This is a genomic window from Sphingomonas sp. (assembly GCF_029239295.1).
In the GTDB taxonomy this organism is placed as follows: domain Bacteria; phylum Pseudomonadota; class Alphaproteobacteria; order Sphingomonadales; family Sphingomonadaceae; genus Sphingomonas.
This window is the reverse complement of the sequence record NZ_JAQZBC010000011.1, coordinates 100741-116924: the sequence shown is the minus strand read 5'-3', so window position 1 is coordinate 116924 and position 16184 is coordinate 100741. Positions and strand designations below refer to the sequence as shown.

Annotated in this window: 10 protein-coding genes and 2 pseudogenes; 6 read left to right on the top strand and 6 right to left on the bottom strand. The window is 65.3% G+C overall.

Translation table 11 applies throughout. The features are described 5' to 3' along the window. Window positions 1-24 precede the first annotated feature (24 nt). Both K0S66_RS11885 and K0S66_RS11880 read right to left on the bottom strand, forming a co-directional pair. Window positions 25-1023, bottom strand: coding sequence for a TerC family protein (locus K0S66_RS11885; RefSeq protein WP_301075622.1), 999 nt, complete (start codon window positions 1021-1023; stop codon window positions 25-27). Between the two features lie 451 nt (window positions 1024-1474). Then, window positions 1475-2104, bottom strand: a complete 630-nt coding sequence (locus K0S66_RS11880; protein WP_301075621.1) for a class I SAM-dependent methyltransferase — start codon at window positions 2102-2104, stop codon at window positions 1475-1477. Window positions 2105-2347: 243 nt separating this feature from the next. Here K0S66_RS11880 and K0S66_RS11875 point away from each other — a divergent pair, with 243 nt between their 5' ends. Next, window positions 2348-5155, top strand: a complete 2808-nt coding sequence (locus K0S66_RS11875) for a TonB-dependent receptor (RefSeq protein WP_301075620.1) — start codon at window positions 2348-2350, stop codon at window positions 5153-5155. Window positions 5156-5184: 29 nt separating this feature from the next. Then, window positions 5185-6555 carry a metallophosphoesterase family protein gene (locus K0S66_RS11870; protein ID WP_366520828.1) on the top strand — a complete coding sequence of 457 codons (1371 nt, stop codon included), beginning with the start codon at window positions 5185-5187 and terminating at the stop codon, window positions 6553-6555. 195 nt (window positions 6556-6750) lie between these two features. On the opposite strand, the gene K0S66_RS11865 is transcribed toward K0S66_RS11870, so the two are convergent. The 4 genes and pseudogenes from K0S66_RS11865 to K0S66_RS11850 all read right to left on the bottom strand — a co-directional run. After that, window positions 6751-7194 carry a DUF3597 domain-containing protein gene (locus K0S66_RS11865; protein ID WP_301075618.1) on the bottom strand — a complete coding sequence of 148 codons (444 nt, stop codon included), beginning with the start codon at window positions 7192-7194 and terminating at the stop codon, window positions 6751-6753. Between the two features lie 602 nt (window positions 7195-7796). Continuing rightward, window positions 7797-8279, bottom strand: a complete 483-nt coding sequence (locus K0S66_RS11860) for a YetF domain-containing protein (protein ID WP_301075617.1) — start codon at window positions 8277-8279, stop codon at window positions 7797-7799. Beyond that, on the bottom strand, window positions 8279-8815 hold the full coding sequence (locus K0S66_RS11855; RefSeq protein ID WP_301075616.1) for a hypothetical protein: 537 nt from the start codon (window positions 8813-8815) through the stop codon (window positions 8279-8281). The genes K0S66_RS11860 and K0S66_RS11855 overlap by 1 nt, the downstream gene beginning before the upstream one ends. Before the next feature lie 174 nt (window positions 8816-8989). Further along, window positions 8990-9265, bottom strand: a pseudogene (locus tag K0S66_RS11850) (GNAT family N-acetyltransferase); the annotation flags it as partial. Window positions 9266-9818: 553 nt separating this feature from the next. Here K0S66_RS11850 and K0S66_RS11845 point away from each other — a divergent pair. The 4 genes and pseudogenes from K0S66_RS11845 to K0S66_RS11830 all read left to right on the top strand — a co-directional run bounded on the left by K0S66_RS11845 (window position 9819) and on the right by K0S66_RS11830 (window position 16162). After that, window positions 9819-10220, top strand: a complete 402-nt coding sequence (locus K0S66_RS11845) for a hypothetical protein (RefSeq protein ID WP_301075615.1) — start codon at window positions 9819-9821, stop codon at window positions 10218-10220. Next, entirely contained in the window at window positions 10217-11479 is a 1263-nt protein-coding gene (locus K0S66_RS11840; protein ID WP_301075614.1) for an efflux RND transporter periplasmic adaptor subunit, read from the top strand. Before K0S66_RS11845 ends, K0S66_RS11840 begins: the two co-directional genes overlap by 4 nt. Window positions 11480-11646: 167 nt before the next feature. Beyond that, a pseudogene (locus K0S66_RS11835) lies at window positions 11647-14723 on the top strand (multidrug efflux RND transporter permease subunit). Window positions 14724-14734: 11 nt separating this feature from the next. Next, the gene (locus tag K0S66_RS11830; RefSeq protein ID WP_301075612.1) at window positions 14735-16162 is read left to right on the top strand and encodes a TolC family protein; all 1428 of its coding nucleotides are present in this window, start codon (window positions 14735-14737) and stop codon (window positions 16160-16162) included. The last annotated feature ends 22 nt before the right edge of the window (window positions 16163-16184 follow it).

Sequence of the window (16184 nt, the reverse complement as noted above, 5' to 3'; positions counted from 1 at the left end):
GCCTGTAAAACGCATATTTTGGCGTCAGAGGGACGCAGTTGGCGTGTCGGGCGGGGTTTCGCCCCTGGTCTTCCACAGGGAGTAGATGATCCCCGCCGCAATCAGCGCGAACGTCACGCCGAGACTGACGGCTGGCGGGAATTTTTCTCCTCCCAGAAGGAAGTCGGTCACGAAGATCTTGGTGCCGATGAACACCAGGATCGCGGCCAGCGCATATTTGAGATAGTGGAAGCGGTGCACAAGGGCGGCGAGCGCGAAGTACAGCGCCCGCAGGCCCAGGATCGCCATGATGTTCGACGTATAGACGATGAACGTGTCGGTCGTGATGGCGAAGATCGCCGGAACGCTGTCGAGCGCGAACACCAGATCGGCCAGGTTGATGACCACCAGCGCCAGGAACAATGGCGTCGCCGCCGTGACCAGCTTGCCAGTCCGGGTATCAGCTACCTTCACGAAGAAATGCTGCCCGTAAAGCTGCGGCGTTACCGGAATGTGGCGCGAGATGAAGCGGACGAGTGGATTGTTGCCGACATCGATCGGACTGTCGTTGCTGAAGAACATCTTGATCCCGGTGAACACCAGGAACGCGGCGAAAATGTAGAGCACCCAATAGGCTTCGGCCAGCAATGCAGCGCCGCCGGCGATCATCATCCCTCGCAGAACAATGACGGCAATGATGCCCCAGAGGAGGGCGCGATACTGGTATTTCGCAGGTATGGCGAAATAGGAAAAGATCAGGCTGATGACGAAGACATTGTCGATCGACAGCGCCTTTTCGATAAAGAAGCCGGTATAATATTGGATGCCGGATTCGGCGCCGCGCGCATACCAGATCCACGCACCGAACAGCAGCGCCACCCCGATGTAGAAGGCGGAAAGTCGCAGGCTCTCGGCAATGCCCATCTCGCGATCTTCCTTGTGAAGGACACCGAGATCGAACGCGGTCAGGGCAACGACCAGCGCCAGGAAAGACAGCCAGAACCAGGCAGGCGTGCCCAGCCCGTCAAAAAATAGAAAGTCCATCAGGTATCTCGTTCAGCGATAACGACGATCGTTCATGCGGACAGCGTCCAGCGGCCCATTCAGCACGCCGGGAGCAATGGCATGGGCGAGGATGGGGTGTGGCAAAGAGCCGACAGGCGCGTGCGCCAAGCGATCGCGCGGGCGTGCCGCGGCGTCATCAGCAGGGACATTCGGGGGTTCAACGCAACTTCCTCCATATGACCAACAGGGTCACCAGAGAAATCCGAGCTGAAGCAGGCAGAAGCCGGGCCAAACAACATCGGATTTTCCGATGCGGTCCGACATCACGAGAACTGTCTCGCCAGAGGGGCCCGGGCCGCTCTGATTTGATGCCCCAGAGCGCCCCAATTGTCAATCTGAAGCGTCTGTCGGACAGGCGCGGCGACAGCCCAGAACCATGTCGACGACAGTCTCAGACCAACCTGGAAGTGGCCACCGAAGCACGCACGTTTTAGGCGTTGGACGGTCGCCGGACAGTGATCGCAATCCAGGGACCTCGCCCATTTTCGTAGCCGCCGCCGGTATATTCTACGACAGACTGCACGTCCCGCGCTCCCGACGCTGAATATGCCCGTCTGAGCGCAGCCTGATCCGGATGATTGAAGTAGCGACCGACCCGGTCGCGCGCAGGTGTCCCTCCCGCCTTATAGCTGGCGAAATGCAGCCCACCCGGCTTGAGCGCCTCAAAGACTCGCTCAAGTATTTGCGGGAGCGCTTCGGCAGGTACGTGCAGCAAACTGGCGTTGGCCCAGACGGCGTCATAGGCTCGCACGTCCGTGAGTTCGCCGAACTGCATCACCCGTACTGGGCGGCCCAGCCTCAATTGCGCCTTCGCAGCCACGGCTGCGCTACCGTCAGTCGGCTCCACGCGAAAGCCTGCCGAGACCATCGCTTCTGCGTCGCGACCGCCTCCGCACCCCAGTTCAAGCACGCGGGCGCCACTCGGGAGCATCTCCATGAACGGCGCCAGCCAGCGACTTACACCGCCGTTTCCGCTCGCGACGTATTCAGGCGCCTCCGCGTCGTAATAGGCAATCGTCGCCGGATCAGAGGCTTCGCCTGCCTGTTCGGGAGCAGCCATATCAAGACGTTATCGAAAAATCCCAATCATGTATTGCCTCAATCCTGACCTCTCGAACTGATGGATCAACTGCCCTAACTGCGAGCAATCGCTGCCAACTGGGCCAGCCGTGAGGCGCTCGGCCGCGTTTCGTGAAGAAGCAGCGACGCTGCGTAAGAAATATTTTCGCAACGTAAAAACAATCGGGCCGTCACGAAACTGGGCCAACGACCCCCTCGACGAGATCAAGGGTTCGGGGGAAACATGTTTTTCAAGACGGCGCGTTCGCGCCTGTTGGTCGGCTGCGCGATGCTGTGCGCACCTGCAATTGCTCAAGCTGGTCAGGTCACGGGAACGGTTTCCGACGTGAGCGGTACGCGCACGCTGCCGAGTGCCGAAGTGACGATCGTGGAGCTCGGCCGCACCGTGGAAGCCGACACCAGCGGGCGCTATCGTTTTCCCAACGTGCCGGCTGGCACTTATACGCTGCTGGTCCGCTACACCGGCGCTTCGCCCGCGGAAATCCAGATCCGCGTGGATGAGAGCGGCGAGCTGGTCCAGGACGTGGCGCTCGGCAGCGCCGGGGACATCCTCGTCAACGGGCAACGGGCGAACCTTGCCGGCTCGCTGAGCCGCCAGCGCGGCGCGGATGGTGTCGAAAGCGTGCTGACGCGGGACTCGATCGGCCAGTTCCCGGATCAGAACGTGGCGGAATCGGTGCGTCGTGCGCCGGGCATCAACGTCCTGAACGATCAGGGCGAGGGACGCTTCATCGCCGTGCGCGGTCTTGATCCCAGCCTGAATGCGGCTTCGCTGAATGGCGTGCGCGTACCGGCGCCGGAAGCGGACACCCGCTCGGTCGCACTGGACGTCGTCGCATCGGAACTGGTGGAATCGATCGAGATCAAGAAGTCACTCACCCCTGACATGGACGGGGACACGATCGGCGCTTCGGTCGAGATCAACACCACCAGTGCCTTCGATCGCAAGAAGGATCTCTGGGCGGCATCCCTCGAAGGCTCGTACAATCATTATTCGGGGGAGGTGACGCCCAAGGGCAGCGTCAATTTCTCGAAGCGCCTGGCCGACAATTTCGGCATCTCGGGCGGCGCGTCTTATTACCTGCGCAAGTTCGAGACCGACAATATCGAGATGGACGGGTGGCAGGGGCCCGGCTTCGCCGACACCGTCGAATACCGCGACTATGACGTGCGTCGGCTGCGCACCGGCGGCTCCTTGTCGCTCGACTGGCAGCCGGTGGAGTCCACCCGCCTCTACGCGCGGGGCATCTACAACCGGTTCTCCGACCAGGAGGATCGCCGCCGGCTGATCTTCGAGATGGACGATGCACTCGTCCGCACCACCGGCACCGGCGCGTCGTTCAGCAGCGACGACAATGAAGACAGCCGCATCCGCGTGGAGCGCGATCTGAAGGATCGCTTCGAGGTCCAGAAGATCCAGAGCTACCAGATCGGCGGCGAGACCAATACGGGGCCGTGGCGGCTGCAATATTCGGCCGCCTGGTCGCGTGCATCCGAACTGGAGAACGGCTCGCTCGATCCGATCACCTTCCGCCGCGATTTCGAGCAGGGCGACGACCTGACGGTCGATTTCGACTACAGCGATTATATGCGACCACGCTTCGCGGTAGGCGGCGCCGGCGCGGCGGATTTCGCCGATGCCGGCGAATATGAATTCGACGCCTTTGATCGAACGACGCTCAGCCGCTCGGTCGACAGGGAATGGAACTTCCGCGGCGACATCACGCGTAGCTTTGCGCTGCCCACCGGATCGTTCGACGTGCAGGTCGGCGGCAAGGCGCGCCTGCGCAAGAAGACATATGACCTCAACGTCGACACGTTCGACGGATTCGACGGGAATCTCACCCTCGCCGACGTGGTTGGCCGCCAGACCTACCGGCTTGCCGATCTCGGCCCGGTCGTCGCCAAGCGCGGCGGGCGCAAGTTTATCTCCGCCAATGGAAGCGATTTCGAGCTCAACGCGCTCGACAGCGCCTTCAATTCGATCGCGGAGGATTATGCGGTCGATGAGGATATCTACTCGGGCTATCTGCTCGGCCGCTACCAGTCGGGCCCGCTGCGATTGATCGCCGGCGTCCGCATGGAGCACACCAGGAACGATATCCGCGGCAACACGGTGACGCTGGATGGCGACGAGGAGGAGGTGACGGTCGATCCCACCCGCGTCCGTCGCAGCTACACCGACTGGTTGCCGAGCGCCTTGCTCCGCTACGAAGCCACCGACGACCTCATCCTGCGCGCCGGCGTGTTCAAGAGCCTGGTCCGGCCAAGCATCGGCCAGCTCGCCCCGCGCTTTGCGATCGAACGTGACGGTGACGATCTGGAGGGCGCCTTCGGCAACCCCGATCTGAAGCCCTATCGCGCCTGGAACATCGATGTCGGTGCGGAATGGTACTTCGCGAAGTCGAGCGTGCTGCAGGGCGGCTTCTTCTACAAGAATATCGACGATTACATCACGACGGTGACGTTCGAGAAGGACGACGCCCCCTTCAACGGCAGCTATCGCGGAATCGCATTTACCGAGGCGGATATTCCACTGAACCTGGGCAAGGCCAAGATCCGCGGTGTCGAGTTGGGCTATTCGCAGGTCTATTCGATGCTGCCGGCGCCGTGGGACGGCCTGCTGACCAACCTCAATTATACCTTCACCGACGCCGACGGGCAGACGTTCGATGGCGACACGGGCGGCTTGCGCAGCATCCCTTTGCCGGCGGCGTCGCGGCACACCTTCAATGCCGTGATCGGCTATGAAAGAGGCCCGATCAGCATCCGCCTCGCCGGCACCTTCCGGGACAAGTATCTCGACGAGGTACAATCGATCGCGGAGGAGGACCGCTACGTGCGGGACCACTTCCAGCTCGACGCCAGCGCGCGCTTCCGGATCACCCCCAACGTGCAGCTGTTCGGCGAATGGGTGAACATCAACAACGCCAAATACGTGGCCTATCAGAACGGCCCGGTTTCCCGCAGGCTGCTGCAATATGAGGAATATTCCTACACAATGAAGTTTGGCGTGAGGGCGAATTTCTGATGCGCGCGATCCTGCTCGCCGCCGCCACGATGCTGGCATCCCCCGTTCTTGCTCGGGCACCCGCCGCGACGCCGCCGGTGCCGCGCACGCCAGGCACCCCCTACGCGCCGCGCTCCATTCCCGACCGGATCGTGCTGACCGCGGGCGCCGATCCGGCGCGGGAGATGGCAGTCGCCTTCCGTACCGATCGTGCGCAGGCGACCGCAGAGGCGCAGATCGCCCTCGCGGTCGACGGCCCCACGATCGAGCGGGAGGCGCGCACGGTGACGGGCACGACCGCTTCGATCGACAGCGCCAATGGCCCCGCCAACTACCATCAGGTGCGCTTCGCCGGTCTGGCGCCCGACCGGGTCTATGCCTATCGGGTGAAGGGCGCGGCCGGCTGGAGCGAATGGTTCCAGTTCCGCACCGCGGCGACGACCTTCAAGCCGTTCCGCTTCCTCTATCTCGGCGACACGCAGAACGGCATCCTCACCTATGCCTCACGCGTGATCCGCCAAGGCTTTGCGGAAGGCAGGATCGCGCTGACGGTCCACGCGGGCGATCTCGCGGCGCAGCGCGACGATCTCGACCATGACGACGAATGGGGCGAGTGGAACCAGGCTGGCGGCTACAATTACAGCCAGGTCCCCCAGTTGCCGGCGACCGGCAACCACGAGTTCGTCGACATCACGCTGCCCGGCGGAGCGGAAAGCCGCAAGCTCGGGCCCTATTGGCCGTTGCAGTTCGCGCTGCCGTCGAATGGCGCGGATGGCGTCAAGGCGACGACCTATTACGTTGATTATCAGGGTGTTCGCTTCATCATCCTCGACGGCACCTCAGCACTCGATCTGGGCGCGCTCGACAGTCAAACGCGGTGGCTGGACGCCACGCTCGCCGCCAGCCCCGCCAGATGGAACGTCGTGCTGTTCCATCAGCCGATCTACACCTGCGCCCGGCCGAACGACACCGAGGTGCTGAAACGCGCGTGGAAGCCGATTTTCGACAAGCGCCGTGTCGATCTCGTGCTGCAGGGTCACGACCATTGCTACAGCCGGCTGACGGCGCCGGCGGGCCGCGTGGCCGGCCAGGCAGCCCGCGCGCGCGGCGAGGCGCAGGGCCCGGTATATCTGGTGTCGGTGACTGGATCGAAGATGTACGGGCTCAACGATCGCGCCCGAACGCAGCCCGATCGCGTGGCCGAGGCGACCGAGCTGTTCCAGACGGTCGATGTCGAGGAAAAGCGGCTGCGGTTCCGCACCTATACGGCAAGCGGCCTCCTCTACGACGGCTTCGATCTGACCCGGGGAAACGACGGCCGCAACTATCTGGCCGAGCTACCCGGCAAGCTGCCGGCGGTGCGCACCTGTGCTGGCGCCGTCGGGCCGGACGGCGGGGCCTGCGTGGCACGGGGGAAGTAAGCGTGCTCGTCGCATCGCGTGAAGGCGATTGGCCGTAGGATCACACTTGGCTCGCTCTCCACCGATCGCCAGTGGTTAACCTCCCCCCGACCGATGCCTTGGCGCTGGCGCGGGATCGAACGTCGCGCCTCCACGTCCCGTCAGTTCGTCGGCCCCCGCGCGAAGCTTGTTGTTCGCGCAAGGGCCAGCCGTGCGTCAGTCCTTGAGGCCGGCGGGAACGATGCCGCCGTTCTTTTCCAATTCGCGCATCACAGCCTTGTGAAGCCAGATGTTCATTTCTGCTGAGCCGTCCTTGGCGCCGGTATAGCCAAGCTCGGTCGCCAGTTCCTTGCGGTTGTCCAAGCTGGAGTCGATGCCCAGCAGCTTCATCAGGTCGACGATCGACGTGCGCCAGTTGAGCGCCGGGCCGCTGTGCTTGGCGGCCAACTCGCCCAGCACCTTTTCGACATCAACGGGGGCAGCTGGTGCCGTGGGAGCAGGAGCCGCGGCTGGGGAGGGCGTCGACGGCGCACTGGCGGGAGTGGAGGCTTGCGGCGTCGGGGTAGCCTGCGGTGCAGGTGCAGGCTTGCCGGAGAACTGGCCACCAAGCGGCCCGCGATCACCAAAAATGGCCTTCTTGATCGAGCCAAATATACTCATGACCTCACTCCTATCGTTTTCCTTCGACAGGAACGCGGTGCTTCAGGGATAGTGCCCCAGCCCATCCGGAGAACTCAGGCATTCACCCGCCAGCCCGGCTAGGCCGGCACCCGGCTGACGGTCCTGAACGCGCCCACGCAGTCGGGTGAGTGTGGCTATCCCGCACCAATACTTGGCGATCGCGCGACACATTGATCACGATCAACATCTTGGCGTTTCGCCGGCCGTCGCCTTACATGGCATAAATACCTGCGATAGCGCAGGAAAGTATGGCCTGGGTTCAAGAGCGGTTCCTACGATTATCGGGAATGCCGCGCCCGGAGTTTGGATGCGATCCCAAGACAATGACGGGTCGCCGCAACGCGCGGTGGACGCCCTTCTGGCAGGATGCGAAGCATATGAGAGGGGGGAGCCCCTGTCTGCTTGTCCGTTCGATCCACATACGTTCGACCATGACGTGTGGCGCCGAGGTTATCGTACAAGCTACCTCAATGCGCTGGCCGCGGAGAGAAAAGTGAGATGATCATCCGTCGCGGCCTGGTTTGCCTCTGCGCGGTGGATCTTGGATTTGAGGCGCGGTCAGTCGCTTAACCGCTAACTGACTAACCGGCGGCTGCGTCGTCGTCGTTCCGCTGCACCTCACCATCATCCTTGCGAATGAAGCTGATCTTGCCTTGGGTTTCCAGGATCGCCCACGCCACGTCCTTCATCCGAGCGATCCCCGCCAGCCGCATCTCCGCCTCGACCTCCGCACGCGTGATCCGGTCGCGCCGCAGATTTGCGTCAATCAGTTCGCCGTTGCGTATGATCACCTGCGGCTGCCCGTCCAACAACTTTTCGAGCCGAGGGGACAAGTAGGTGGCCCAGCTCATGACCAATGCCCAGAACGCAAAGGTGGCGATCGCCAGGATCGACCCCGTCAAGCTGAAGTCATTGTGGGTCACGCCTTGCTGAACCAGATCGCCCATGACCACGATCACGACGAGCTCAAAAGGGGTGAGCTGACCGATCTCGCGCTTGCCCAGCAGCCGCAGCAATAGGTACAGCGCGGCAAAGGTGACGCTGGCGCGGAGTACGATGTCCATCAGGGAAGCACCGGGACAGACACGCGGGTCGAGCTAAGCAGTACCTGACCATCGAGAAGGGTGATCGAGCCGGTAATCCTTCCGACCAGGGGAGGGTTGGTCTGGCCATCGATCTTAATGTCCAGAGTATCTCCGGCCTTCAGAGGAGGGTATTCGAAGCGATATTGGCCATCCTCGAAGCTCTCGTTTGCCGCCGCGGGGATCTGGCTGTTGATGGTCAGGTCACGCCAAAGCGTGGCATCAATTCCGATCACCGGCTTTGCCAAGTTCTGCCGTGCGATCACACGAATGTGGGTTTCGAAGAAGAGGCCGCTGCGCAGCGGGCGGGCGAGCTTCACCTCCAGCAGCGCGGCTGGCGCACTTATCGAGGTAACGGGCGCGGGGGCGCCCCCGAGGGCGCCGGTCATGGCCGTAGCGACAAACCCCCCCAGGATGATGAACGCGAGTGGGCTGGCGTGCGCACGTAACCCGCCGAGCGGCTTGGCGTGGCCGGCGTCGATCCCGTCGGGAAAAGCTTCCTCGCCACTCTCGGCCATCGCGTCGCCCGCTCCCCAGCGGCGTCATGGCAAGTTGCCGTGTACGCCAGATCGACAAACCCCCCTGTTTTTCAGGGGACACGCTGAACGTAAGCCTCTGGCACGCTGACGTGCAAGTGCGCGGCGTGTGGCGCACTATAAGCCTCATCCTCAATGGCCATGGCCGAGCGCCAGCTAAAGAACTGGAGCGCGGTCGATCCGCTTGCGAAGGAAATAGCGCTTCTGACCAATCGGATGGTCGTCCAACGTGCCGAATACCTCAAATCCGAGCTTCTCGTAAAAGCCGGGAGCCTGGAACTCGAACGTGTCCAGCCAAATGCCGACGCATCCGTTCGCCGGCGCGATACCTTCCGCCTCGTTCATCAGAGCTGTGCCATAGCCTCGCCCGCGCTGGTCCTCGGGCGTCACCAACAATTCAACATACAGCCAATCGTAGGCGCAGTCGCCCCAAAGGCCGCCGACATGATTTCCCTAATCGTTGGTCAAGAGGATCGCGACCGAACGGCCCTTAACGTCGCTCGCACGGGCGGCGTTATATGCCCGCAGGGGCGCCGCAACTGCTTCGCGATGGCCGGAGGTAGGATTTTCAATGGTTGTGATGTGTAATGGCATCGGGCTTGTCTAGCCGAGCATTGTTATCGATCTAGACTTTTCGGGAACGAACGGCACCGCGGCGGAGACGCGCGCGCGGGCGGCGCCCCTCTTGCGAGAAAAAATACCGTGCGGTACAAAAAGCTGGCTGACGCAGGGCGGCGGGACTTCTATACCAGTCGGTATCGAAAGGATGTCACCGTGGCATCCAAGCGAAAGGCCGCTTCCATGGCTGTTTGTCTAACCGGAGTGGCCGGCGCGCGTTAGTAGGCGCCTGCATCTCTCCCTCCCGTCTTTTCATTCTCGGAGTCGCGGAACGCCGATCCTGCGTTGGCGACCGCGATTCCTCATGCGTCCGTCGAACGACCGCTCCGGTCGGGTGTCGGCGCACGCCCATAAAAGGGGAAATTCCATGGCGTTCATGGCTTTTGACGGTCACGGTTCAGTTGCCCAAGGCGAGAAGACGCCTGCAGCTACGCCGAACCAGGGTGCGGACCCCGCCAACCGTCTTACTGCGCTTGAATGGTCGGTCGTGGCGCTTGCCCGACGTGATCGTCCGTCGTCGCTGCGCGAACCCTCGCGCCTCTCGGTTGCGCTGGGCAGCGTGTTCGGCCGCCACCAGCACCCCCACCTGGCCGACCCGAGACTTGAGGCGCTGCGGCGCGTCGCCGTACTCGCCTGGCATCGCGGCGCCAACGGGCTGAGCGATGCGGAGGTGGAGGCCTTCACTGCCGCCGGCTTCACCACCGGCCAATATCGCACCCTGCTCGCCAGCATCGGTGCCGCAAGCCTGAACAAGGGCCGATACGCATGAACATGCACAGCAAGATCAACACCGAACATCTGACGCCGGCGCGCGAGCGTGAACGGCCGCGCTGGCGGCTTGGCGCGATGGTCGCTGCCCCCGTGCTGGTGGCGGCAATCGCCGGCGCTGCGCTGAGCCGCGAGGAGCCGGTTCAGGCCGCGCCGCCGCCGCCGACCGTCACGGTCGCGAGCCCGCTCGTTCGCCCGATCAACGAATGGGACAGCTATGTCGGCCGGTTCGAGGCCAGCAAGTCGGTGGTGGTGCGCCCGCGCGTCTCCGGCGCGATCACCGCGGTCCACTTCACCGACGGCGCGATCGTGCGGAAGGGGCAATTGCTCTTCACGCTCGACCAGCGGCCGTTCACCGCCGCGCTGGCCGAGGCGCGCGCCGGGCTGATCAGCGCGCGCAGCGACGTGGAGTTGGCGAGCGCCAACCTCGATCGTGCGCAGCGGCTGGTGGCGGACGAGGCGGTGTCGAAGAGCGACATCGACCAGCTGACCGCGCGCCTGCGCGCCGCCAATGCCGCGCTTGCCGGCGCGGAGGCGCGCGTCCGGGCCCGGGCGCTCGACGTGGAGTTCACGCAGGTGCGCGCGCCGATCGGCGGCCGCGTCTCGGATCGCAAGATCGATCCGGGCAACCTCGTCGCCGGCGGGGACACCAACGGCACGCTGCTGACCACGATCAACGCGCTCGACCCGATCTACTTCACCTTTGATGGCTCGGAGGCGCTGTTCCTCAAGACGAAGCGCGCGCAGGCCGCGGGTACCCCGCCGTCCGACGTCGAGATCAAGCTGCAGGACGAGAGCGATTTTCGCTGGAGCGGGCGGCTCGACTTCACCGACAATGGCCTCGATCCGCGATCGGGCACGATCCGCGGGCGCGCCGTGTTGCAGAACCCGGACTTCTTCCTGACGCCGGGCATGTTCGGCAACATGCGGCTGGCGAGCGGCGGGGCGGCCAAGGCGCTGTTGGTGCCCGATGCCGCGGTGCAGTCCGACCAGGCACGCAAGACGCTGCTGACGGTGGGCCAGGACGGGACGGTGGCCGCGAGGGCGGTGCAGCTGGGGCCGGTGGTGGATGGCCTGCGCGTGGTGCGCAGCGGCATCGCCCCGACTGACCGCGTCGTCATCAGCGGTACGCAGATGGCGATGCCGGGCACCAAGGTTCAGGTGCGCGCCGGCCGGATCGCCCCGACGCGCGAGGCGGCAGCCGCCGGCAGCATCGGCGCGAATGCACTGGCCGGCCAGGCGACGTTCGCGGCGCGGTAGCCGCAGTATAGACCCGTTCGTGCTGAGCCTGTCGAAGCATGTGCCGCGAACCGCTGCGTTCGGGGCCGCCCTTCGACGGGCTCAGGGCGAATGGCAGTGATCTGAGCATACATCCGACGGCCCTTTGCGGGCCGATCCCTTCCATCCTCGTTTCCGGGGAGCCTGCCATGCGCCTGTCGCGCTTCTTCATCACCCGCCCGATCTTCGCGGCGACCTATCCGGGCGCCTCCGCCGAAACCGTCGCGGAGACGGTCGCCGCGCCGATCGAGCAGGAAATCAACGGCGTCGACAACATGCTGTACCAGTCGAGCCAGTCGACCGGCGACGGCGTCGTCACCATCACCGTCACCTTCAAGATCGGCACCGACCTCGATGCCGCGCAGGTGCTGGTGCAGAACCGCGTCGCGGTCGCCGTGCCGCGCCTGCCCGAAGAGGTGCAGCGCCTCGGCGTCGTCACCCGCAAGACCTCGCCCGACTTCCTGATGGTGGTGAACCTCATCTCCCCCGACGGGTCGCTCGATCGCGGGTACATCTCGAATTATGCGCTGACGCAGGTGCGGGACCGGCTGGCCCGGATCGACGGCGTGGGCGACGTGCGCCTGTTCGGCAGCCGCGATTATGCGATGCGGGTGTGGATCGATCCCGGCCGCGCGGCCGCGCTGAACCTCACCGCCGGCGACATCGTCTCGGCGCTGCGGGCGCAGAACGTGCAGGTCGCTGCCGGCACGCTCGGCCAGCCGCCTTATGCGCAGGGCAATGCCTTCCAGCTCAACGTCGAGACGCAAGGGCGGCTCGTCGATCCGGCGCAGTTCGCCGACGTGATTGTGCGCACCGATGCCGATGGCCACCAAGTGCGCGTGCGCGATGTCGCGCGCGTCGAGCTTGGCGCGCAGGATTATAATTCGAACACCTATCTCTCGGCCCAGCCGACCGTCATCGGGGCGGTGTTCCAGCGCCCGGGCACGAATGCGCTCGCCGCCGCCGAGAAGGTGGAGGCCGAGATGGAGGCGATGGCCAAGTCCTTCCCCAAGGGCCTGGAATATCGCGTAATCTACAACCCGACCGAATTCATCGCGCAATCGGTGGATGCGGTGATCGATACCTTGTTCGAGGCGATGATCCTCGTCGTCCTCGTGATCCTGGTGTTCCTGCAGAAGTGGCGCGCGGCGATCATCCCGATCGTGGCGATCCCTGTGTCGCTGGTCGGCACGTTCGCGGTGCTGGCGGCGTTCGGCTATTCGCTCAACACGCTGTCGCTGTTCGGCCTGGTGCTGGCGATCGGCATCGTCGTCGACGACGCGATCGTCGTGGTCGAGAATGTCGAGCGCAACCTCGCCCATGGCCTGACGCCGCTGGAGGCGGCGCGCACGTCGATGGACGAAGTGTCCGGCGCGCTGGTTGCGATTGTGCTGGTGCTCTGCGCGGTGTTCGTGCCGACCCTGTTCCTGACCGGCATGTCGGGCGCCTTCTATCAGCAGTTTGCCGTCACCATCGCCACCGCGACGATCATTTCGCTGATCGTGTCGCTGACGCTCTCGCCCGCGCTCGCCGCGATCCTGCTCAAGGGGCATGAGGCGGAAGGGCACGGAAACCGCGTGACGCGTGCGCTCGCCCGCGCCGGTGACTGGTTCAACCGCGGGTTCGAACGGATGAGCGATCGCTACGCGCGGCTCACCGACCGGCTGGTGCGCCGGCCCAAGCGGATGATGCTGACCTATGCGGGCCTCATCGCTGCGACGGGCGCGGTGTTCTGGGCGACGCCGACCGGCTTCATCCCGGCGCAGGACCAGGGCTATTTCCTCACTGTCGTTCAGCTCCCCGCCGGCGCCTCGGCGAGCGCACCGATGCGGTGGTGCAGAAGGTGGCGAAGCGGATCCTGCCGCTAGCGGGTGTGAAGGGCGTCGTGATGCTTGCGGGCTTCGACGGCCCGTCGCAGACGCTCGCGCCCAATACCGCCGCCGCGTACGTTCCCCTCAAGTCATTCGAGGAGCGCGCCGAGCTTGGCGTCACCTTTGCCGGGCTGATGGACGAGGCGCGCAAGGCGACGGCGGATATCGACGAGGCGCGGATCCTCGTCATCCCGCCGCCGCTGATCCAGGGCATCGGTTCTGCCGGCGGCTATCGCATGATCGTGCAGGATCGCGAGGGCGCTGGGTATCAGAGGCTGGGCGAGGAGACCCAGAAGCTGATCGCCAAGGCGAACGAGACGGAAGGCCTGGCGCAGGTCTTTACCTTCTTCGACACCGCCACGCCGCGCATCTTTGCCGATATCGATCGTGCCAAGGCCGACATGCTGGGCGTGCCGCCGGAGCGCGTGTTCGAGGCGCTGCAGGTCTATCTCGGCAGTGCGTTCGTCAACGACTTCAACCTGCTCGGCCGCACCTATCGCGTGACGGCGCAGGCCGACGCACCGTTCCGCTCGACCCCGGCGGATATCGCCAACCTCAAGACGCGGTCGAACGCCGGCAGCATGGTGCCGATCGGATCGGTCGCCAATTTCGAGGACAAGACGGGGCCGTATCGCGTCACGCGCTACAACCTCTTCCCGGCGGTGGAGGTGGATGGCGACACGGCGCCCGGCTATTCCTCGGGTGCCTCGCTGGTGGCGATGGAGAAGCTCGCCGCCGAGACGCTACCCAAGGGCTATGGCTCCGAATGGACCGGCATCGCCTTTCAGGAAAAGGCGGCCGGCAGCACGGCGGGGATCGTCTTCGCGCTGGCGGTGGTGTTCGTCTTCCTGGTGCTGGCGGCGCAGTATGAAAGCCTGTTCCTGCCGCTGTCGATCATCCTGATCGTGCCGATGTGCCTGCTTGCGGCGATGATCGGCGTGAACCTGCGCGGCATGGACAATAATGTGCTGACGCAGATCGGGCTGGTCGTGCTGATCGCGCTAGCCGCCAAGAACGCGATCCTTGTGGTCGAGTTCGCCAAGCAGGCCGAGGAGCAGGAAGGCCTGTCGCCGATCGAGGCGGCGGTGCGCGCGGCGCAGGACCGGCTTCGCCCGATCCTGATGACGAGCTTCGCCTTCATCCTGGGCGCGGTGCCGCTGCTGATCGCCACTGGCGCGGGCGCGGAGCTTCGCCAGGCGCTGGGCACGGCGGTGTTCTTCGGGATGATCGGCGTCACCGGCTTCGGCCTGATCTTCACCCCCACTTTCTATGTCGTCTGCCGCGGGCTGGCGGAGCGGGTCGGGCGCGGCCGTCGCCGCCCCGCAGCCGACGCCGCGCTGCAGCCGGCCGAATGAGGAGCGAAACGATGCTCATGAACCTCACCAAGTTGATGGCCGCCGCTCCCGCGCTGACGCTGGCGGCGTGCGCGACCGGGCCGGATTATGCGCGGCCGGCCACCCCGGCCACCGCCGCCGCGCCGTTCTTATCGACCAGTCCGGCGGTCTCGACCGCTGCGCCGGCGGAAGATTGGTGGCGGCTGTACCAGGATCCGGTGCTCGACGGCCTAATCGGGAATGCGCTGGCGGCGAACACCGACGTGCGCGTCGCGGTCGCGCGGCTCGCTCGAGCGCGGGCGGCGCTGCGCGAGGTGCGCAACGATCGCCTGCCGCAGGCGAATGTCGGCGCCAGCGCGACGTACAACCGCTTCTCCCAGGTGCAGCGTGCGCCCGGGATCGACAGTGAAAGCTGGCTGATCGATGGCGGGCTGGACGTCTCCTATGAGGTGGATCTGTTCGGCCGCGTCAGCCGCAACGTGGAGGCGGCGCGCGGCGGCGTCGGGGCGGCAGAGGCGGACGCCAACGCCGTACGCGTGTCGGTCGTCGCGGAAACGACGCGGGCCTATGCCGATGCGGCATCGGCGGCCGAACGGCTGGCAGTGGCGGAGCGGATCGTCGCTTTGCTCGATCAGTCGCTGCGCGTCACGCAGCGGCGCGTCGAAGTAGGCATGACCACGCCGCTCGACGCGACGCGCATCGCCGCGCTGCGCGACCAGCGGCGGGCCGACGTGCCGACGATCGCGGCCGAGCGGCAGGCGGCGCTGTTCCGGCTGGCGACGCTGACCGGACGCACGCCGCAGGAACTGCCGCCGATTGCGTCGCAGCGCGATCGGATGTTGCGGCTCGACCGGCCGATCCCGGTCGGCGACGGGGCAGGGCTGCTCGCCCGCCGGCCCGACGTGCGTGCGGCCGAGCGACGGCTGGCGGCGGCCACCGCGCGCATCGGAGTCGCGACGGCGGACCTCTATCCGCGCATCACGCTGGGCGGATCGATCGGCCAGACCAGTACGGGGCTGGGCAATCTGTTCGGTGGCGGGCCGCTCAACTGGCTGATCGGGCCGCTGCTGAACTGGAACCTGAACCAGGGCCGCGCCCGCGCCCGCATCGCCGGGGCGGAAGCGGACACGCAGGCCGCGCTGGCCACGTTCGACGGAACGGTGCTGACCGCGCTGGAGGAGACGGAGACCGCCTTGTCCAATTACAAGCAGGCGATCGAGCGGCGCGCGGCGCTGGGCCAGGCGCGCGAGGCGGCGGAGCGGGCGGCGCGGATCACCCGCGCGCAGCGGCGCGAGGGGCAGATCGACAGCCTGTCGCAACTCGATACCGAACGTACCTTTGCCGATGCGGAAGCGGCGCTGGCGCTGGCGGACGCGCAGATCGCGCGTGCCCAGATCGACGTGTTTCGCGCGCTGGGCGGCGGCTGGCAGACCGGCGGGACAGTAGCGCCCCCCGCCTGAGCCGAATGCGGCTGATCGGCGC